19 protein-coding genes and 1 pseudogene are annotated in these 19902 nt (G+C 65.6%); 11 read left to right on the plus strand and 9 right to left on the minus strand.

What is annotated here, in order from left to right; genetic code table 11:
• Positions 1–13 precede the first annotated feature (13 nt).
• Positions 14–781, minus strand: a complete 768-nt coding sequence (locus NLM15_RS26415) for a GntR family transcriptional regulator (RefSeq protein WP_254120349.1) — start codon at positions 779–781, stop codon at positions 14–16.
• Between the two features lie 181 nt (positions 782–962).
• Here NLM15_RS26415 and NLM15_RS26420 point away from each other — a divergent pair, with 181 nt between their 5' ends.
• The 3 genes and pseudogenes from NLM15_RS26420 (at position 963) to NLM15_RS26430 (ending at position 3994) form a co-directional block, all read left to right on the plus strand.
• Complete coding sequence (locus NLM15_RS26420) at positions 963–2162, plus strand: mandelate racemase/muconate lactonizing enzyme family protein (protein WP_254120350.1); 1200 nt, start codon at positions 963–965, stop codon at positions 2160–2162.
• Between the two features lie 95 nt (positions 2163–2257).
• A pseudogene (locus NLM15_RS26425) lies at positions 2258–2937 on the plus strand (SDR family oxidoreductase).
• 25 nt (positions 2938–2962) lie between these two features.
• Complete coding sequence (locus tag NLM15_RS26430) at positions 2963–3994, plus strand: L-idonate 5-dehydrogenase (RefSeq protein WP_254120351.1); 1032 nt, start codon at positions 2963–2965, stop codon at positions 3992–3994.
• A 17-nt stretch (positions 3995–4011) separates the two neighbouring features.
• On the opposite strand, the gene NLM15_RS26435 is transcribed toward NLM15_RS26430, so the two are convergent.
• Complete coding sequence (locus tag NLM15_RS26435) at positions 4012–4887, minus strand: DUF3280 domain-containing protein (RefSeq protein WP_254120352.1); 876 nt, start codon at positions 4885–4887, stop codon at positions 4012–4014.
• Between the two features lie 190 nt (positions 4888–5077).
• Between NLM15_RS26435 and NLM15_RS26440 the strand changes: the two genes are divergently transcribed.
• Together NLM15_RS26440 and NLM15_RS26445 are read left to right on the plus strand one after the other, a co-directional pair.
• A complete protein-coding gene (locus tag NLM15_RS26440) occupies positions 5078–6463 on the plus strand; it encodes a HAMP domain-containing sensor histidine kinase (protein WP_254120353.1) in 1386 nt (461 codons plus the stop codon).
• Positions 6460–7107 carry a response regulator transcription factor gene (locus tag NLM15_RS26445; RefSeq protein WP_254120354.1) on the plus strand — a complete coding sequence of 216 codons (648 nt, stop codon included), beginning with the start codon at positions 6460–6462 and terminating at the stop codon, positions 7105–7107. The genes NLM15_RS26440 and NLM15_RS26445 overlap by 4 nt, the downstream gene beginning before the upstream one ends.
• A gap of 5 nt (positions 7108–7112) precedes the next feature.
• On the opposite strand, the gene NLM15_RS26450 is transcribed toward NLM15_RS26445, so the two are convergent.
• Both NLM15_RS26450 and NLM15_RS26455 read right to left on the minus strand, forming a co-directional pair.
• Entirely contained in the window at positions 7113–8075 is a 963-nt protein-coding gene (locus NLM15_RS26450) for an MBL fold metallo-hydrolase (RefSeq protein ID WP_254120355.1), read from the minus strand.
• A 45-nt stretch (positions 8076–8120) separates the two neighbouring features.
• Positions 8121–9104, minus strand: a complete 984-nt coding sequence (locus NLM15_RS26455; RefSeq protein ID WP_254120356.1) for a VOC family protein — start codon at positions 9102–9104, stop codon at positions 8121–8123.
• 147 nt (positions 9105–9251) lie between these two features.
• On the opposite strand from NLM15_RS26455, the gene NLM15_RS26460 reads away from it, so the two are divergent.
• From NLM15_RS26460 to NLM15_RS26475, 4 genes are all read left to right on the plus strand, one after another.
• Complete coding sequence (locus tag NLM15_RS26460; RefSeq protein WP_254120357.1) at positions 9252–10043, plus strand: DNA-binding transcriptional regulator; 792 nt, start codon at positions 9252–9254, stop codon at positions 10041–10043.
• A gap of 73 nt (positions 10044–10116) precedes the next feature.
• Positions 10117–11625 (plus strand): bifunctional 3-(3-hydroxy-phenyl)propionate/3-hydroxycinnamic acid hydroxylase, encoded by a 1509-nt coding sequence (locus tag NLM15_RS26465; RefSeq protein WP_254120358.1) that lies wholly within the window; start codon positions 10117–10119, stop codon positions 11623–11625.
• Between the two features lie 24 nt (positions 11626–11649).
• A complete protein-coding gene (locus NLM15_RS26470; protein WP_254120359.1) occupies positions 11650–12501 on the plus strand; it encodes a fumarylacetoacetate hydrolase family protein in 852 nt (283 codons plus the stop codon).
• 41 nt (positions 12502–12542) lie between these two features.
• Positions 12543–13754, plus strand: coding sequence for an ABC transporter substrate-binding protein (locus tag NLM15_RS26475; protein WP_254120360.1), 1212 nt, complete (start codon positions 12543–12545; stop codon positions 13752–13754).
• Positions 13755–13758: 4 nt separating this feature from the next.
• Here NLM15_RS26475 and NLM15_RS26480 read toward each other — a convergent pair whose 3' ends face one another.
• The 3 genes from NLM15_RS26480 to NLM15_RS26490 all read right to left on the minus strand — a co-directional run bounded on the left by NLM15_RS26480 (position 13759) and on the right by NLM15_RS26490 (position 15682).
• Positions 13759–14601: a hypothetical protein gene (locus NLM15_RS26480; RefSeq protein ID WP_254120361.1), complete on the minus strand. Its 843-nt coding sequence runs from the start codon at positions 14599–14601 to the stop codon at positions 13759–13761.
• A 203-nt stretch (positions 14602–14804) separates the two neighbouring features.
• On the minus strand, positions 14805–15293 hold the full coding sequence (locus tag NLM15_RS26485; RefSeq protein WP_254120362.1) for an SRPBCC family protein: 489 nt from the start codon (positions 15291–15293) through the stop codon (positions 14805–14807).
• Positions 15293–15682: a helix-turn-helix transcriptional regulator gene (locus NLM15_RS26490; RefSeq protein ID WP_254124424.1), complete on the minus strand. Its 390-nt coding sequence runs from the start codon at positions 15680–15682 to the stop codon at positions 15293–15295. The genes NLM15_RS26485 and NLM15_RS26490 overlap by 1 nt, the downstream gene beginning before the upstream one ends.
• A 315-nt stretch (positions 15683–15997) precedes the next feature.
• Between NLM15_RS26490 and NLM15_RS26495 the strand changes: the two genes are divergently transcribed.
• Positions 15998–17053, plus strand: coding sequence for a serine hydrolase (locus NLM15_RS26495; RefSeq protein ID WP_254120363.1), 1056 nt, complete (start codon positions 15998–16000; stop codon positions 17051–17053).
• A gap of 71 nt (positions 17054–17124) precedes the next feature.
• Here NLM15_RS26495 and NLM15_RS26500 read toward each other — a convergent pair whose 3' ends face one another.
• Both NLM15_RS26500 and NLM15_RS26505 read right to left on the minus strand, forming a co-directional pair.
• Positions 17125–17958 carry an outer membrane protein gene (locus NLM15_RS26500; protein ID WP_254120364.1) on the minus strand — a complete coding sequence of 278 codons (834 nt, stop codon included), beginning with the start codon at positions 17956–17958 and terminating at the stop codon, positions 17125–17127.
• A 279-nt stretch (positions 17959–18237) separates the two neighbouring features.
• On the minus strand, positions 18238–18942 hold the full coding sequence (locus NLM15_RS26505; protein WP_254120365.1) for an SDR family oxidoreductase: 705 nt from the start codon (positions 18940–18942) through the stop codon (positions 18238–18240).
• A gap of 107 nt (positions 18943–19049) precedes the next feature.
• Here NLM15_RS26505 and NLM15_RS26510 point away from each other — a divergent pair, with 107 nt between their 5' ends.
• The gene (locus NLM15_RS26510) at positions 19050–19892 is read left to right on the plus strand and encodes a GNAT family N-acetyltransferase (protein WP_254120366.1); all 843 of its coding nucleotides are present in this window, start codon (positions 19050–19052) and stop codon (positions 19890–19892) included.
• Positions 19893–19902 lie beyond the last annotated feature (10 nt).

Genomic DNA, 19902 nt, shown 5'->3' on the forward strand with positions numbered 1-19902 from the left:
TCTTGAAAACTCTTTACGTGCCGAGCAGCGGCTCGATGCTGCAATCGAGCAGGCGCGGATCGATCCCCGCCTCCATGCCCGTGAACATCGAATCCATGTAGTCGATCAGTGCGTCGCTCGCCTTCACGGCGTCCTCGACGTGGCGTCCGGCAACTGCACTGAGAATGGCGAGATGGTGATCGATCGTGCCTGACAGATCGGCCTGCCCCGGCATGAAGCGATGATGGATGTAGCCGATGCGGCGGTACAGCGTGTGCAGCGGCCGCAACGTATGCACCAGGAAGGGCTCGCCGGCTGCTTCCAGCACCAGTGCGTCGATGCGGCGGTCGATACTGTTGAATTCGTCGAGGGTCAGTGTGGCGCGGCGCTCGCGCAGCAGACGCTCGATGTGCAGCGCCTGATTGCGGTGCGAGAGGCTGGCGCGGTCGGCCGCAAGACGGATCACGAAGCGTTCCATGTCACGGCGCAAGGCCAGCAGCATCCGCTCGCGCGCCAGATCGATCGGCGCAATGTGCAGGCCGTGACGCGGACGGATGATGATGAGCGTATCGGCAGAGAGACGATTGACGGCGTGATGCACCGGCGTGCGCCCGAAGCCGGTGATGTGCTGCAATTCCAGCATCGTCATGAATTGTCCGGGCTTGAGCTCGCAGTGAACCAGGAGCTCTTCGATCTTCTGATAGGCCAGCTCGAAGAAGTTGAGCCGGTTGCGCCGGGAGGGTTTGCCCTCGCCGTCGTCCTCGCTTCTCACCACCTCGAGCGCACGCTTGCGCCGTGCCATGTCGTTCTCTCCCGTCAGCCCGCGCTCTCGTTGAAACGTGGCGCCATATCTGTGGCACCCTTAAAACATGTTGTGATATATTACAAGCAGGCGTAAGACGTCCGCATGGCCCGCACCATGTTGCGGTGCGGAATGACAACAAGACGGGCGCAGCGCGCCTTCTGACGGGAGGATAATTGCCGTGAAGATCACGTCGATCGAGACGCTGCGCACCGAGGAATTCTCCAACGTCATCTGGGTGCGCATTCACACCGACACGGGCGTAATTGGTCTCGGCGAAACCTTCTATGGTGCGGGCGCAGTCGAAGCGCAGATCCACGACACCTTTGCCGGCCGCCTGCTCGGCCGTAATCCCCTGCACATCGAGGCGATCCATCGCGACATGCTCAACTTGCCGATGGCGCAGTCCTCGACCGGCGTCGAGTATCGCGCGGCCTCCGCGATCGACATCGCGCTGTGGGACCTGTTCGGCAAGGTCTGCAATCAGCCGGTGCACCAGATGCTCGGCGGCCTCTGCCGCGACAAGCAGCGCATCTACAACACCTGCGCCGGCACCCAATATGTTCGCTCGACCAATATCAGTCCGGTCGCCAACTGGAATCTCGGGGCGTCCAAAGGTCCCTATGAAGACCTCGATGGCTTCATGAATCACGCCGATGCTCTCGCAGAGAGCCTGCTGGAGAGCGGCATCTCCGCGATGAAGATCTGGCCGTTCGATCCGGCGGCACAGGAGAACAAGGGCCTCTACATCACCGCCGCGCAGATGAAGCAGGCGATCGAGCCGTTCGAGAAGATCCGCAAAGCGGTCGGCGACAAGATGGAGATCATGGTCGAGCTCCATTCGCTCTGGAACCTGCCGACCGCCAAGCAGATTGCGCGCGCGCTCGAGCCCTACAAGCCGACCTGGTATGAAGACCCGATCCGGATGAATTCGCCGCAGGCGCTGGCCGAATATGCGCGTTCGACCGACGTCTGGGTCTGCGCCAGCGAGACGCTGGGCTCGCGCTTCCCCTACAAGGACATGCTCGACCGCGACGCCATGCATGTGGTGATGGCGGACCTGTGCTGGACCGGGGGCCTGACCGAAGGCCGCAAGATCGCGGCGATGGCCGAAACCTATCACCGTCCCTTCGCACCGCATGACTGCATCGGCCCGATCGGCTTCATCGCCGCCATCCACATGTCGTTCAGCCAGCCCAACACGCTGATCCAGGAATCGGTGCGCGCCTTCTACAAGGGCTGGTACAATGAGCTTGTCACCACCATGCCCACGATCAAGGATGGCTTCGTCTATCCGATGGAAGGTCCCGGCCTCGGCGTCGACCTTCTGCCCGCCGTATTCGAGCGCTCCGATCTGACCGTGCGCCGCTCCAACGTTTGAGGACCAGTATGAGCACTTCTCTCTTTGATCTCTCCGGCCGCACCGCGCTCGTGACCGGCTCCTCCCGCGGCCTCGGCCGCGCCATTGCCGAGGGCATGGCCAAGGCCGGCGCCAGGATCATCGTCAACGGCGTCGATCCCAAGCGCGTCGAGCAGGCCGTGGCCGAATTTCGCGCCGCCGGGCACAGGCCGAAGGCGCCGCTTTCAACGTCACCGACGAGCCCGCGATCGTCGCGGCCTTCAACGACTTCGACAAGAAGGGCATTGCGGTCGACATCGTCGTCAACAATGCCGGCATCCAGCACCGCAAGCCGCTGGTGGAATTCACCACCGACGAGTGGCGCAAGGTGATCGAGACCAACCTCACGAGCGCGTTCGTGATCGGCCGCGAGGCAGCGAAGCGCATGATCCCCCGCAAGCACGGCAAGATCATCAATATCGGCTCGCTCGGCAGCGAGCTGGCGCGCCCCACCATTGCGCCCTACACCGCCGCCAAGGGGGGCATCAAGAATCTCACGCGCTCGATGGCGGTGGAATGGGCCCAGCACGGCATCCAGGCCAACGCGATCGGCCCCGGCTACATGCTGACCGACATGAACGAGGCGCTGGTCAACAACACCGACTTCAACAACTGGCTGATGGGCCGTATTCCCTCCAAGCGCTGGGGCAAGCCGGACGAGCTGGTGGGCGCCGCGATCTTCCTGGCGTCCGACGCCTCGACCTACGTCAACGGCCAGATCATCTATGTCGATGGCGGCATGATCGCCGCAATGTGATCTGGGAACGCTGAGGGAGCAAGCCATGCGCGCCGTCGTCATCCACGCCCCGAAAGACCTGCGGATCGACCTCTGTCCCGATCCAGCACCCGGCCCGGGCGAAGTCCGCGTCAAGATCGCCAATGGCGGCATCTGCGGCTCCGACCTGCACTATTACCATCACGGCGGCTTCGGCGTTGTCCGCATTCAGCAGCCGATGGCGCTGGGCCACGAGATCGCGGGCGTGGTCGCGGCCGTCGGTGACGGCGTCACCAATGTGAAGCCGGGCGCGCGCGTCGCGGTCAATCCGAGCAGACCGTGCGGCCAGTGCCTGCATTGCCAGGAAGGCATGCGCAACCAGTGCCTCGACATGCGCTTCCTCGGCAGCGCGATGCGCTTTCCCCATGTGCAGGGCGGTTTTCGCGAGTTCATCACGGTCGATGCCACGCAAGCGGTGCCGATCGCGGACAAGCTGTCCTTGGCAGAAGCCGCGGTCGCCGAGCCTCTCGCGGTGTGCCTGCATGCCGGCAAGCAGGCCGGCCCCCTCCTCGGCAAGCGCGTTCTGATCACCGGCTGCGGCCCGATCGGCGCGCTGATGATCCTGGTCTCGCGCTTCGGCGGCGCGTCCGAGATCGTGGTGACCGATGTCGCCGACGCGCCGCTCGCGGTCGCCAGGAAACTCGGCGCCACGCACGCCATCAATGTCGCGAGCGATGCCGCCGCACTCGATCCCTGGCGCGCCGGCAAAGGCGTGTTCGACACGCTGTTTGAAGCCTCCGGCAACCAGGCGGCGCTCCGCACCGCGCTCGACGTGCTCCGGCCCGGCGCAACGCTGGTGCAACTCGGCCTCGGCGGCGAGATGACGCTGCCGATCAATTCCATCGTCGCCAAGGAATTGCAGCTCCGCGGCACCTTCCGCTTCGATCCCGAATTCGAGCTCGCGGTGCGGCTGATGGGCGAAGGCCTGATTGACGTGAAGCCGCTGATCACGGCAACGATGCCGTTCGAGAACGCGGTCGCGGCATTCGAGCTTGCCAGCGACCGCTCCCGGTCGATGAAGGTGCAGCTGACGTTCTAGGTGCGCCAGGTGCCGAACTACTGGCTCTCGATCAGCCGGTCGCTGACCAGCCGCACGGCGCCCCGTTTCCACGAATAGTCCGCGCCCATGCGCAGGCCGCTGTCGCCACGCGCCAGCACCGCACCGGTCCTGGCGTCGCGGACCTGGAAGCCGAGCGTATACTCGGTGCGGCTGACCCGCCGCACGACGCCGATCAGCGACTGATCGGCGCCGAGCTTTTGTGCGATCGCCGCATCGCAGCCACCGCAATCCCGCAAGGCGCGTGCCTTCACCGCCTCGCCGGCCGCGCTGTCGACGTCGACGATCCGGTAGCGGCCGGATTGGCCGAGGGCGTCGCGTACGCTGCCGGTCACTTCGGCCAGATAGGATGCATCAGCGGCCGCGAGGCCGGCGGCCGGGGCCGCAGTGTTGTCGTCGAGCTCGAATTCAAATACCGCCAGCGCGACCGGCGCGGGTGTGGCGAGCGCGGCCATGACCTCGCGCGACACGAAGATCTCGGCGCGCTCCCATGATTCATCATTGTCGCCGCGGAAGGTATAGAGCTTGTCCATCACGAGCTTTTTGGCACCGACGTCGATCACGGCGACCTTGGCCCATTGCACCAGCGTGCTCGTCTTCTGGATACCGCCGATGACCTTGAACGCCGCACCGTCCTGGGCGGACGGCACGAGCCGGTACCGCCGGTCCGCGCGAATGTCCCGTCTGAGCGCGGCCATGAACGCCGACAGCCGTCGCTCGTGGGCGGCGGTCTGATTCGCCGGCTCGGCCGACGTGTCGGTGTAGCTGAAGTCGTCCATGGCAACGCCAATGGCGTCCTCGGCGTCGGCCGGCGCATGAGCCGCCGGGAGGACGAAGAGGAGGAAAGCAGAGAGGATCAACCAGGGACGGCGCATGCGGGCCTCGTGTGATGGAGCGGCGCCGCAAATCTGGATGGTAGCCGCAGACCATGCAGCCGTAACCGTCCCGGCGAGCACCGGGAAAATTTCACGACGTTGCACTGCGGCAAAGCGGAGCGCTTTCCGCCGCTTGCGTTCTGCCGTTTAATACGCGGGCGACAATTCCGTTCGCGCCAGGTGCACGCCGATGTGGAACCGCCCGAGGTTCGATCTCAAGGTCCGTCTGACGTTGCGCGTGGCCGCCATATCGGCCGCCTGCTTCGCCGCGATCTCCGCTTATTTCCTCATTACGGCCGACCGCACGGCCCATTCGCGCATCGACGATATCGCCGCCATCGTGGCGAAGACGCTGGAGCTGCAGCAGGGCAAGATCCAATGGGTGGCGAGCCCCCGCTCGGACTTTCCCAACCTCGACCCCGTTTCGGCCTATGTGATGACGCCCGGCCTGTGCCTGGGTTTTCGTGGGGTGAACGGTGACATGCTTCAGCGGTTCTGCAGCGGCGCGCCGATCCCGGCGAACCCGCCGCCGCAGGCCTTCGCCACCTTCTATCGCAGCCTGTTCGACCCCGGCCGCGAGGCGGCTCGGCCGGTGATCGTGCGCGGCACCAGGCTCGGCGAGACCGTGGTCACGGTCGATCCAGCCGTGCAGACCGCCGAGGCCTGGCACGAGGCCGGCCGCCTGATGCTCGCGCTTGCGATCGCGCTGCCGCTGCTGTGCGGGCTGGTCTATGCTGCGCTGGCGCGCGCACTGCGCCCCACCCGCATGATCCGCACGGGCCTCGAGCGGATCGCCGATGGCGACCTCACCACGCGGCTGCCACCCTTCGACCTCGCCGAGCTCTCGGCGATCCGCGACGTCTTCAACAATCTCGCCGAAAGCCTCGACACGGCCTTGGCCGAGCGCAGCGAGCTGACGCGAAAGCTGATCGCGCTGCAGGATGAGGAGCGCCGCCATCTCGCGCGCGAGCTGCATGACGAGTTCGGCCAGTCGCTGGCCGCGATCCGTGCGCTGGCCTCCTCCGCCCGCCAGACCGCCGCGCAGGACTGCCCCTCCCTGCTTGGCGAGTGCGACGGCATCGCGCGGACCGCAACCGGCATGATGGAGACGCTGCGCGGCGCGCTGTTCCGGCTGCGCCCGCCCGACGTCGAGGAGCTCGGGCTCGTGGCCAGCCTCGAGGGCCTGGTTGCGGGCTGGAACGGGCGCAGCCGCGGCCAGACGCGGTTTTCGATTCGGTTCGACGGTGCGTTCGCGAGCCTGCCCGCCACGATCAGCGCGAGCCTCTACCGCATCGTGCAGGAGGCGCTCACCAACGCCGCCAAGCATGCCGGTGCCACGCGGGTAAGCCTGGAGTTGGTCATGCGTGCCGACGAGATCGCGCTTGCGATCGACGACGACGGACGTTCGAACGATCCCGTCGCAAAATCCGGCATGGGCCTGCTCGGCATGCGCGAGCGTGTCGCGGCCTTGCGCGGCCAGTTGAGCTTCGAGGCCGCGTCGAACAGCGGCTCCGCGCTGCGCGTGGTCATTCCGCTCGCCGCCGCCGATCGGCAGCCATTGGAGCGCGCGGCATGAGCGCGGCCGATGCGACCATTCTGTTGGTGGACGACCATTCCGTCGTCCGCGAGGGCTATCGCTCCGTGCTCGAGAAGCAGCCGGGGCTTCGCGTCGTCGCCGAAGCCGCCGATGGCGCGGAAGCCTACCGTCTCTTCAAGTCCGAGACACCCGACCTCGTCATCATGGATCTGAGCATGCCCGGCATCGGCGGCATCGAGGCCGTCAGGCGCATCAGGCAATGGGACAAGGCCGCACGAATCCTCGTCTTCACCATGCACGAGAATGCCGGCTTCGCCGTGCAGGCGATCCGCGCCGGCGCGAGGGGCTATGTCACCAAGACCAGCCCGCCCGAGACGCTGGTGCGCGCCGTGATGGACGTGCTCGCCGGCAAGATCGCCATCAGCCCGGACATCGACCACGAGCTTGCGCTGAGCCGCCTCGCCGGGGAAAGCTCCGCCGCCGACGTGCTGACGCCGCGCGAATTCGAGGTGCTGCGGCTGCTACTCGCCGAGAACACGACGGAGGAGATCGCCGAGACGCTGCATGTCAGCCCGAAGACGGTGGCGAACCTGCACTCCCTGATCAAGGACAAGCTCGGCGTCGGCTCCGACATCGAGCTGGTGCGGCTGGCACTTCGTCAGGGGATTTTGACGGAGGTCTGATCGTCTTACGGCTCGAGCTTCGCGCCATCAGGCGCAAACGCTTCGACCGCGTCGCCGATCCTGAACGACATCATGTCGCGGCCGACCAGCAGCGGCCCCTTGTAGGCGGTGCGCGTGCGCAAGATCAGTGGCTCCTCGGGAATGTCGGGCCCGGGCTTCACCGTGCCGAACACGATGTGGGAATAAACCGCGAGCTTTGGCTTGGCGAACGCGAAGATCTGGCCGGCCTCCTCGGGCGAGGTGTGGTGCGCCTGGATATCCTTGTACACGGGATTCTTGACCAGCAGCTCCGGCTCGATCACCGCGACCTCGTGAATCAGAAGATCGGCACCTTCAGCGGCCTTGGCGATACGCTCGTCGTATTTGGTCTCGCCCGAGAGCACGACCTTGTGGCCGCCATATTCGACAACGTAGCCGAACGACGGCTTGATCTTGTCGCCATGATTGACCTCGATCGCGCTGACCTTGACGCCGTTGTTGTCGTAGACAATTCCGGCCTCGATATCCTTCGCGGCGAACTCCACCGCCTTCGGATCGAGATGCTCGTCATCGATGCGAATGCGGATGTCGTCAGTGAATGCCCTGGTCAGGTTCTCCGTCATCGCCACGGTGCCCTTGGGACCATAGAGCTTCATCGGTCCCTTGCGGGAGGCCCAGGGCGTGGCGAGCCATCCGGTCAGCCACATGTCGGGAAGGCCGACGATGTGGTCGGAATGCAGGTGCGTGATGAAATTCGCGGTGATCGCGCCGAGCGGAATCTTGAGCTTGTAGAGCTGCATGGTGGAACCGCGACCGAGATCGAACAGCAGCTTTTCATTCCCCGCCTCCACCAGCGTCGAGGCGCTGAAGCTGGTCGGCCGCGGCGTCGGCACGCCGGTGCCGAGCAGCGTCACCTTGATCGGTTCGGCCGAAGCCGCCGTGCTGAACGCGAGCAGCACGAAGCCTGCCCTCAAGAGGGATTTGAGCATATCGTCCTTTCCTTGGGTATTAGATGATTGCTGCGTGGCCGCGGATCACTCCCGCGCGATCACCTGGTCCAGCCACGCGCAGTTCAGCGGCGGCACGCGCGGGTCAGCGACGCGCACGCCGCGGGCCGCTGCATCGAGCCGCATGTCGCGCAGCCGCTTGCGCTGCTCTTCGGGCATGTAGAGCCGCTCATGGCCCCACAGCGAGGGCCCGTCAAAGGTCTCGTGCGGCTGCCAGGTCGCAGGCTCGATGACGCGCCCGCCCCAGCCATATTCGATGAAGAAGCCAGACGGCGTGTTCACATAGAACGACGTCATGTGGTCATTGGTGTGCCGGCCGAGCGTGTAGGCGATGCGGCCGTCGTCCATCTGCGCGAGGTCGTAGCCCTGCCCGACATCGTCCAGACTGCCGAGTTCCACCATGAAATGATGCAGCGCCTTGCGCCCCGAGCCGACCATCGCAAAGGAGTGGTGACGGCCGTTGACGTGGAAGAAGTAGAGTCCATAGGGCTTGAGGCCGAAATCGGAGACGTGGAAGCCGAGCACGTCGCGATAGAACGGCACCAGCGGCTCGACGTCCTCGACATTGAGCACGACATGCCCCATGCCGAGCGCACCGGTGCGGAAACCCGAGATGGGCCGGCCCGGCTTGAAAGGCTCGCTCGCAAGCTCCGGCTTGCAAAAAGCCTCCAGCCGGTTGCCGGCGGGGTCAGTGAACGCGATCAGCTCGGTCACCTGCCGCTTGTCGGCCAGCGCGCGTGAGCCGCGCGTCACCTTGACGCCATGGCTTTCCAGCCGCCCCGCCAACTGGTCAAGCTCGGCGGTCGACGGAACCTCCCAGCCCATCACCGCCAAACCAGCATCGCTGCTGCCGTCGACGATCAGCCGCTGCTTGCGATCGTCCATGCGGAAAGCCCGCATCTTGCCACCGCGATCGACCTGCTGCATGCCGAGCAGCCCGGTCGCCATCCGGCCCCACTGGTCGAGCTCTGATGAATTGATCCCGATATAGCCGAGCGCGGTGATTTCCATCGAATTCCTCCCGAAGGCATCGCGTTCGCCGCACTGCGGCGAACTTGATACCGGCCGCGCGCGCTCCTACGGTGGCGTCCCGCAATCGCGTCGCGTTCGCAAAGACGATAATCGCGCAGCAGTCGGCCACAAGGGAGGAAATACGAAGTGTCCAAGGAGCGGACGCGGAACGGGCAGCCCCGGCAGTCGGAGGGTGTGCGCGCCTTCAAGCGCGGGCTGGACGTGCTGCAGGAGGTCAACCGCTCCGGAGGCATCCGCGCCGGCGACGTCGCCCGCGCACTCGACCTGCCGCGCCCGACCGTCTATCGCCTGCTCGAGACGCTGGAGGAACTCGGCTATGTCGCCCGCAGCGCCAGCGACGACCGTTTTCGCGTCACCCGGCTCGCCCTGAGCCTCGGCGACGGCTACGATCCCGGCGTGGTGATCTGCCAGGCGGCCGCACCTTATCTCGCAGAACTCAGCAAGACCCTGGTCTGGCCGGTCGACCTCTCGACCTACGAGAACGCCGCGATGGTGGTGCAGGAAACCACCCATTCCCGCAGCCCGCTCTCGATCGACCGCGGCATGATCGGTAAGCGCCTGCCGATGCTGCGGACGTCGGCGGGACGCGCCTATCTCGCCGCCTGCTCCGCGCGCGAACGCGATCTGATCGTTAATCATCTCCGCCGCATCGACGAGGCTGACGACCGCCCTTTCCTCGATGAGGGCCGCCTCGCCCAAATGATCACAGAGACCGCCGCGCGGGGTTACGCGATCCGCAGCGAGGGCGAATACAATCCGAAGACGGCGTCGATCGCCGTCCCCATCGTGCGGAACGGCGCGGTGTTCGGCTGCATCTCCATCATCTGGATCCGCTCGGCGCTGGGCATCGAGGAAGCGGTGGCGCAGTTCGCGAGCCAGCTTCAGGAGACCGCCTCGGCCATTCCGGTCGAGGTCTAGGGGCCGTCCGCTGGGCGGACACTTGGCACGGCGGCGTTGAAGGCGTGGCACCACCTGGGGAAGAGATAGCCCCATGCAAGATAAATCCGCCTTCGAAGAGTTTGACGTCGTGATCGTGGGCCGCGGCCCGGTCGGCGCGACGCTGGCCAATCTGCTCGGCCTGTGCGGCGTGCGGACGCTGGCGCTGGAGCGCGAGGCGCGGACTTATCATCTGCCCCGCGCGGTGCATTTCGACGACGAATGCATGCGCGTATTCCAGACCATCGGCCTTGCCGATGCGATCCTGCCGCAGACCATCCTCAGCCCCGGGATGCTCTTCCTCGACGCCGACGGCAAGATGCTGCTGGACTGGTCGCGGCCGCAGACGCTGACGCCGATGGGCTGGAATCTCAGCTACCGCTTCCACCAGCCCGATCTGGAGGACGTGCTGCTCGGCGGCCTTGCGCGCTGGCCGCACGTCACCTTGCGGAGCCGCTGCGACGTCTTCGCGCTCGATCAGGACGAGACCGGCGTGCGCGTCCGCTACGAGGACCTTTCCAACGGCAGGCTCACCGAGGTCCGCGCTGCTTATGTCGTCGGCTGCGACGGCGCGCGTTCTCTCGTTCGCCGCTTCATCGGCTCCGGCATGGACGATCTCGGCTTCCACGAGCGCTGGCTCGTGATCGACGTTCTGCTCACGCGCGAGCGCGACGACCTCGGCGACTACAGCCTCCAGCACTGCGATCCCCGGCGGCCGGCAACCTATGTCCGCGGCACCGGCGCACGGCGGCGCTGGGAGATCACGGTTCTCCCCGACGAGAATTCGAACGAGGTCGCGGAGCCGGCAAAGGTCTGGGAGCTGCTGTCGCGTTGGGTCACGCCTGACGATGCCGAGCTCGAGCGTGCGGCGGTCTACACTTTCCATTCCGTCATCGCACAGCAGTGGCACAGCGGCCGGCTGCTTCTCGCGGGCGATTCCGCACACCAGACTCCGCCCTTCCTCGGCCAAGGCATGTGCGCCGGCATTCGCGATGCTGCGAACCTCGCCTGGAAGCTTGCTGCGGTTATCCGCGGTGGCGCCGCGGCCGATCTGCTCGACACCTATCAGAGCGAACGCCAGCCGCATGTGCGCGAGTTCATCGAACTCGCCATCCGCCTCGGTGGCGTCATCAACACCAAGGCGATCGAGACGGGCCTCGCCGCCGGGCAAGTGCGCGAGAACGCGCCGGTCAAACTCGAGGTGAAGAAGCCCCTGCTCGGCCCCGGCCTTGCGCTGGGCGACCTGCCTCTCGCCGGGCATCTCGCGCCGCAATTCGAGCTGAAGGACGGCCGCCGCAGCGACGACCGGATCGGCTACAGCCATGCGCTGCTTGTCGAGGCCCCGGCCACGCTCGCCTCACGTCTCGCGCTCTCGCATGCAGGAATCAAAATCCTGACCAGCGACGATGCCGAGGGTATCGGGCCCTGGCTCCACGAGCACGGTATCACCGCCGCGCTCGTCCGCCCCGACCGCTACGTCCTCGGCGCCGCCCGCAACGATGCCGAGCTCGACCGGCTCGTCGCCGCAATCACGCCTCCAACCCACGTGCCGTCCGCGGCCTGACCGAACACCCCTTAAGGACATCTCATGAAGCTGCTCTCTTTCATCGCCAACGGCCGCGCCTCCTTCGGGGCCGTCAAGGACAACGGCGTCGTCGATCTCGGCACGCGCATGGCACCCTGCACCACGCTGCGGCAGTTGCTTGAAGCGGGTCGCGTTGCCGAAGCGGCCAAGCTGGTCGCCTCCACGGCGCCCGATCATCTGTTCGACAAGATCAGCTTCGCACCCGTCATCCCCGATCCCGGCAAGATCATCTGCGTCGGCCTCAACTATCGCGACCACGTCGCCGAAACCGGGCGCACCGTCACCGAGAAGCCGGCCCTGTTCGTGCGCTTCCCCTGCAGCCAGGTCGGCCATCTCCAACCCATCGTAAAACCGAAGGTGAGCGACGATTTCGACTATGAGGGCGAGCTTGCGCTCGTCATCGGCAAGGAAGGCCGCCACATCCCGGCGAGCCGCGCGCTCGACCATATCGCCGGCTATTCCTGCTACAACGAGGGCAGCATCCGCGACTGGCAGCGCCACACCAGCCAGTTCCTCTCCGGCAAGACGTTTGCCGAGAGCGGCAGCTTCGGCCCGTGGCTCGTGACGGCGGACGAGATCCCCGATCCGTCCAGGCTCACCCTGCAGACACGCCTCAACGGCACCGTGGTGCAGGACACCACGACCGATCTGCTGATCACCGCCATTCCCGAGCTGATCGCCTACATCTCGACCATCTGCCCGCTCGTCCCCGGCGACGTCATCGTGACGGGCACGCCGGGCGGCGTCGGCGCCAAGCGCACGCCGCCGTTGTGGATGCGCCCTGGCGACACTGTCGAAGTCGAAATCTCCGACATTGGAGTTTTGCGCAACAAGGTCATCGCCGAGCCGGCGTGACCACCGCTACCGATCAATCAACGATAAAATCAGGAAACGCCATGGCCACAATCCGCACGACGTCCACCGCCATCCTGCTGATCACGCTGGCGCTCGCGGGCACCACTGCGCGCGCCGAGATCAAGGGCGATGCCATCCGCATCGGCGTCCTCACCGACATGAATGGCATTTTCGCGACCGCCATGGGCCCCGGCTCGGTCGAGGCAGCGCGGATGGCGGCGGAGGAATTCGGCGGCAAGATCAACGGCAAGCCGATCGAGATCTTGCAGGCCGACCACCAGAACAAGCCGGACCTTGCGGCCTCGCTCGCCCGCAAATGGTTCAGCGACGGCGTGCAGGCGATCGCGGACGGCGGCAGCTCCGGCGCCGCGCTCGCCGTGCAGGAGCTGGTGCGCGGCAACGGAAAAATCTTCCTCGTCTCCGGCGCGGGCGCCAACCAGCTCGCAGATGAGGCCTGCGCGCCATCGAGCGTGCAGTGGACCCAGGACGCCTATTCCACCGCAACCGCAGTGGTCTCGGGCATCATGCAGACCAGCAAGGAGCCGTGGTTCTTCATCACCGGCGACTATGCCTTCGGCCACTCGATCGAGGCGACCGCGCGCGCCCGCATCACCGAGCTCGGCGGCAAGGTCGCCGGGAGCGTCAAGGCGCAGCTCGGCACGCCCGACTACTCATCGTTCCTGCTCCAGGCGCAGTCTTCGGGCGCAAAGATCCTCGCGATCAATGTCGCTGGCGACAACGCCACCGCGATCAAGCAGGCGGAGGAATTCGGCCTTGCCGACCAGGGCATGAAGATCGTGCCGATGTCGTTCCAGAACGTCGACATCGAGTCGGTCGGCCTGAAGGCCACCCGCGGCGATCTCATCGTCACCTCGTTCTTCGAGGATGTCTCGCCCGCAGCCCGGAAGTTCTCCGATGCCTTCTACGCACGCCGCAAGGCGATGCCCTCGCAAATTCAGGCCGGGGTCTATTCCGCCGTGCGCCACTATCTGCAGGCCGTGAAGGACACCGACTCCGACGACAGCGCGGCCGTGATGGCCAAGATGAAGGCGACACCCGTGTCGGACGCCTACACACCCAATGGCCGCATCCGCGAGGACCAGCGCATGGTGCACGATCTCTATCTGGTACAGGTCAAGACGCCCGAAGAGTCCAAGGGCCCTTGGGATTTCGTCAAGCTGGTCGCGACCATCCCGCCCGACCAGGCCTTCCGCCCGCTCGACCGCAGCAAGTGCAGCCTGGTCGGCAAATAACCAATCAGGCCAGATAACGCGTGAGATAGCCTTCCATCGCGTAGAGCGCGCAGAGCGCGAGGCTCGACCACACGGCGGCGCTGAAATACAGGAACATCCAGGTCAGCTCGCCCTTCCAGTGCGCGATGTCGTGGGTCACCACCCAGCGCGTCGAGACGTCATGCAGGCCCTCGAGGAAGCCGAGAAATTTGTTGCCCTCTTCATGCCCTGCCCGCCAGCGGCTGAGATACATCGGCACGTCGACGGTGACGAGGAAGGCGAGGAAACAGGCGATGCCAACGATGCCTGACATCAGCGCCCAGCGCACCACGCCCTGGAATTCCGGCATCAGCCGGCACAGCGCGATGCCGGCGAGGAAGAAGGTCACCGCCCACAGCGAGTTCTCGATCGCGTTGAAGAGGAAGTTGGTCGTCACCACTGCGTACCAGGAGAAGCACTCCGCGATGATGATGATGGGCACGATCACCAGCGCGATGTTCACCGCGGTCTCCGCGCCCGTCATGCCCCCGAGCTGATGCAGGATGATCGCCCATTGCGCGACGAAGCACAGTTCGGCCACGGTCGCGACCGTGCGGCCGACGAAGACGCTGGAGAGCCAGGTATCGAACAGGCAGATGCGCTGCACGTCGGCGCGCGGCAGGAACGAGCGGAACGCGCAGCCAAACACATAACCCGCGCAGAGCAGGAACATCAGTCCGATATCGGAGCCGCCGCCGACACTGTCGGCGGGCGTCGGATAGAACTCGCGATACAGCATGAACCAGACGAGGATATTGGCGGCACTGACCAGCGTCAGGGACCCCCACCACCACGCGAGGGGATTTGACCGCGCCTGCCACTGCAACATGAATCGCTCCGCCGTAATCGATATGACATCTAGCGGTAGCAATTCTGTCATATTCCGGCAGCACGACGCGACAAAAATCTACGTTATGGCGCTGTCATAATTGGCCTGCGCGCTGTCATATTCGCGAAGGCGACTGCTCTCCCCTGCGTTTTCGAGCTTATTCCGGGGCGCTTCTTCGAGGCCCCCGGAATAACGCGGGGACTCTATTTCTTCATCCCGCCCACATACGCTGCCAGCTTGTCCAGCGTCTGGTAGCCGTACTCGACGGCACCAAAACCGATCATGCCGTCGCGCTGCTCGGTGCTCGAGGCCAGTTGCCGCATCATCAGAACCGTCTTGCCGTTAGCCTGCTCGGCAAAGGTGACGGTGAAGCGAAACATGCCGGGATCGTCATCCTGGTCGGTGCCGTGATCCATCTCCATCAGCGAGGGCCGCTCGATGCGGCGAAAGCGCATGCGGTTCGGATAGACCGTGCCGTCCGGGCCGATCATGTTGAAGCGCCAGACGCCGCCGACGCGCACGTCGATCTCGAAGGTCTCGACCTTGAAGCCCTTCGGCCCGAACCATTGCGGCAGGTGCTTTGGGTCGGACCATGCCTCGAACACCAGATCGCGCGGGGCGTCGATCACGCGCGACATCACGATCTCACGGTCGAGCGACCATTGCGACAGGGCGGCATTGGAATTCGTCATCACTCAGAACCTTTCCGTTTGGTTGTGCGGGACGGTCGCTTGGCGGCCGCGCCTTCCTTCTCTTTCTTCAGTTTCATCACGTAGGCCTCGAACCGGTCGAGCCGCGCCTCCCAGATCGCGCGCTGCTGCTGGAACCAGTCCTCCGCGCCGAGGAGCGCGTCCGGACTGAGGCGGCAGGTGCGCACGCGGCCGGATTTTTCCGACTGAACGAGCCCGCTCGTCTCCAGCACATGGATGTGTTTCATGAAGCTCGGCAGCGCCATCTCGAATGGATCGGCAAGCTCGCCGACCGACGCCTCGCCGGCACAGAGCCGCATCACGATCGCCCGCCGTGTGGGATCGGCAAGGGCGGCGAAGATCTGGTCGAGCCGGGACAATTGGTTAGCCATGAAGCTAACTATACGCCCGCCGCCGTCCGGCGTCAATGATTGTTAGCCGATGAGCTAAGTTATATTTTTCCGACTTGTCGCCCGGATGGAGCGAAGCCGCGACCCGCGATGAGGAACCCACAACGCGCAATCGTGAATTGGGAGGCGCGGCCCTCCCCGCTAAAAGAGATTCGGGGGCGCATCGCATCATGCGTCAGAGCCGTGCCGTCTGTTGTCAACTCATCGCACCTCACCCGGCGGGCCCTCGCCCGGGCTGCGCTTATTCCCCTCGCGACGGCGATCGCCTGGCCACGCTGCGCATCCGCGGATTCCGACATGATCGCGCAGCTGCGCGACATCGTCGCCAACGAGTTGGCGCCGACCGCGACGCCGGACCAGCCGGGCGGCCTCGCCGCCGCGCTCTATGCCGGCCGCTATGTCGAGTTCTTCAGCTACGGCTTTGCCGACGACGCCACGCGCAGACCGGTCACGCCGGATACGCTGTTCAACCTTGGTTCCCTGCGCAAACCGTTCGAGGCGACGCTGGTGGCGCTCGGCTCGCTCAGGAGTGAATTGCGGCCCGACGATCGCCTGCCGAAATATCTGCCCGAGCTCACCGGAGACTATGTCCGCCGCGTCACCGTCGGCCAGCTCGCTACGCACACGTCCGGCATGCTGCTTTCGACCGACCATCCGCCATGGCCGAACGACTCCTTCACGCAGGCGCAGTTCATCGACATGTTCAACGCCTGGAAGCCGCCGGCCGGCGAAGCGCCCGGCAAGCAGCGCGTCTACAGCCATGCCTGTTACGTGCTGCTTCAGCTCGTGCTCGAGCGCTGCTACGGCGCTCCGATCGCAACCCTGCTCGAAGAGCGCATCCTTGCGCCGCTCGGCATGAATGCGACCTCGCTGCCGGAGCGCGGCGAGGACAACCGCGCCATCATGGACGCGGCCTGGATGCAGCGCGTCGCGCAAGGCTATTCGGATCAGGGCGTGGCGATCGGACCGCCCGGCAATCAACAGAGCTATTTCGACTTTCCCGGCACCGGCCAGATGTTTTCGTCCCCGCGGGATCTCGCGACCTTCGTTGCGGCCTGCGTCGACGGCCGCTCGGTCGATCCGCACTTGCGCGAGGCGCTGCGGATGACGCAGCGCGAGACCTTCCGCGTCGACGAGAAATTCGGACAAGGCATGGCCTGGGAGACAGTGCGCCTGCCCGGGGTCACCATCATCGACAAGCCCGGCGGCCTCAACAACGCCTCTGGCTATCTCGGCCTCGTCCCTGCCCGGCAGATTGGCTTCGTCCTGCTCGCAAATCGCGGCGAATACCCGCACGAGATCGTTCGCTACAGGATCCTGCCCACGCTGGCGAAGCTCGTGGCCTCGCACTGAATCCGTCCCTCGAAACAGAAAGCCCCGGCAGAGCCGGGGCTTTCCACGCCAGATCAGGAACGGGATAAAGCTCAGTATCTGGCGACGACAGGTCCGCCGAACTTGTAGTTCACGCCGACGCGCACGATGTTGGATTTGAGGTCGACCGAGTGGGTGTAGACGTTGCTCGGGAACGGCACCGCTCCTCCGAAGCCGACCAGATTGGTGCTGGTCGCCGTGGCGCGTCCGAGATCGACGTAAAGATACTCGGCCTTGAGCGACCAGCCGCCGCCGAAGGCGTACTCGGTGCCGACGCCCGCGGTCCAGCCGAGGCGCGTGTCGCGGATCGCGGCCGACTCCGTCGCCAGCGAGAAGGTGTCGGTGAAGTTGAAATTTCCCTTCACCTCGGCGATCGCCGCGCCGCCCGTGGCATAGAGCAGCCAGGTCGGAGCCGCGAGGAAACCGATGCGGCCGCGGATGGTGGCGAGCCAGTCGGCCGAGACTTGCGAGGACACGGTGAAGGCGGTCGGGGCGCAGCAGGGATAGACCGCCGAACCGGTCGCGCTGCCCTTGAACCCGAAATAGTTGATGTCGCCTTCGAGGCCGAGCACGGCGTGATTGACCTGCCAGTTGTAGCCCGCAGTGAAGCCGCCGGTCACGCTTGAGCTGTTGACGCTCTGGGCGCCGACCGTGTTGATGGCGGGGACGCTGCTGGTGGCGAAATAGCCTGTCGGCGACCAGACCGTCGAGGTGGTCGGATCGGCGCTGCCCCACTGCCCGCCGACATTGCCGCCGACGTAAAAGCCCGTCCAGTTGTAGGCCGGCGCCATCACCGGCGCCTTGGTGTATTGCGCCGCGAGGTCGGCCGCATGCACGGATGCGGTGCCTAACACAATCGAAGCGACCGCCAGAAAAAACTTCTTCATTCCAGTCTCCTTGCCCCACGCGATTGATCTCGCGTTCCGGAATGCGCGCGGACGGGAGGCATCCGGCGCAGCCTGGGAATAGGAGGTGCACTGCCCACTCGTCTCGGTCTGCAGCGCAGTTCGTATGGACTGTGACGCAGTCAGTGACTTATCGCGCAAGACGCGTGGCGAGTGTGACCCGATCGCCACGCATCGCCGCTGCCGCAGCGGCGCGCGAAGCAAGTGAACGTCGCATCACGACAAGTGCGCGAGAGCGGCGACTCGAATCCGCGCGCGATCTCACACCGAGCGCGTCAACCCGCCATCCACGCGGATGTTCTGCCCGGTGATGTAGGCCGCACCGTCCGAGGCGAGGAATGCGACCGTCGCCGCGATCTCCTCGACCTTGCCGTAGCGCTTCATCGGCACGCTGTCGCGCCGCGCGTCGGTCTGCGGCAGGCTGTCGATCCAGCCCGGCAAAACGTTGTTCATGCGGATGTTGTCGGCGGCATGGCCGTCGGTGAAGATCTTCGTGAAGGCGGCAAGGCCCGCGCGGAACACCGCGGAGGTCGGAAACATCGCGCTCGGCTCGAACGCCCAGGCGGTCGAGATGTTGACGATGGCCCCGCTCTTCTGCGCCTGCATCACCGGCGTCACCAGCCGGGTCGGCCGGATCACGTTGAGCAGATAAGTGTCGAGGCCGGTGTGCCATTGCTCGTCGGTGATCTCCGTGATCGGCGCGCGCGGTCCATGGCCCGCGCTGTTGACGAGCACGTCGATGCGCCCCCATTTGGCCATCGCGCCGTCGACGAGCCGCTTCAGATCGTCATTCGACTTGTTGGAGCCGGTGACGCCGAGACCGCCGAGCTCGGCCGCCAGGGCCTCGCCCTTGCCGGAGGACGACAGGATCGCGACGCCAAAGCCGTCTGCCGCGAGCCGCCGCGCCGCCCCTGCCCCCATGCCGCTGCCGCCCGCAGTAACGAGTGCGACCTTCTGTGCTGCCATGACCGTGATCCCTTGCGATGGAGTTGAGGCGAGCCGCCGGCCCGGCCTATCATGAGGCCTTCTACCGCCGGACCTGCCGGCAGGTCCACCGTTGGAAGGCATTCGTCATGAGCGATTTGCAGATCCGCAATTTGCGCCCCGAGGAGATCGCCATCGCCGTCGACTGGGCCGCCGCCGAGGGCTGGAATCCGGGCCTCGGCGATGCCGCCTGTTTCGCGACCCCGGACGCAAAAGGCTTCTTCGTCGGCGAGATCGACGGCGAGCCGGTCGCAACCGTCTCCTGCGTCAACTACGATGATCGCTTCGCCTTCCTCGGCTTCTATATCGTGCGCCGGGGCTTTCGCGGCGCGGGCCATGGCCTGCGCATCTGGAACGCGGCGATCGCACATGCGGGCTCGCGCGTGATCGGCCTCGACGGCGTCGTGGCGCAGCAGGACAATTACAAAAAATCCGGTTTCCAGCTTGCCTACGCCAATATCCGCTACGGCGGCATCGTCGCCGCGCCGCCGAATCCACCTGCCGATATCGTCGCGCTCGACAATATCCCGTTCGCGCTTGTTGAAGCCGACGACGCGACTGTCTTCCCAGCCGCGCGAAGCGCTTTCCTGCGCGCCTGGATCAACACGCCAGGCCATCTCGGCGCAGCGCTGCTGCGTCATGGACAGCTTGCCGCATGGGGCGTGATCCGGCCCTGCCGGACCGGCCACAAGATCGGCCCGCTCGTCGCCGACGACCGCGCAGCGGCAGAAGCGATCGTGCAGGCCCTGCTGGCAAGCGCAGGTGGCGGCGACATCTTCCTCGACGTCCCCGCCGTCAATCGCGAGGCGATTGCGCTCGCGGAATCGTTCGGGCTCAGGCCGGTGTTCGAGACGGCGCGGATGTACACTGGGCCGATCCCGCCGCTGCGGATCGACCGCGTGTTCGGCGTGACCAGTTTTGAGCTGGGCTAGAGCATGATCC

It is taken from the genome of Bradyrhizobium sp. CCGB20 (assembly GCF_024199855.1).
GTDB lineage: Bacteria > Pseudomonadota > Alphaproteobacteria > Rhizobiales > Xanthobacteraceae > Bradyrhizobium.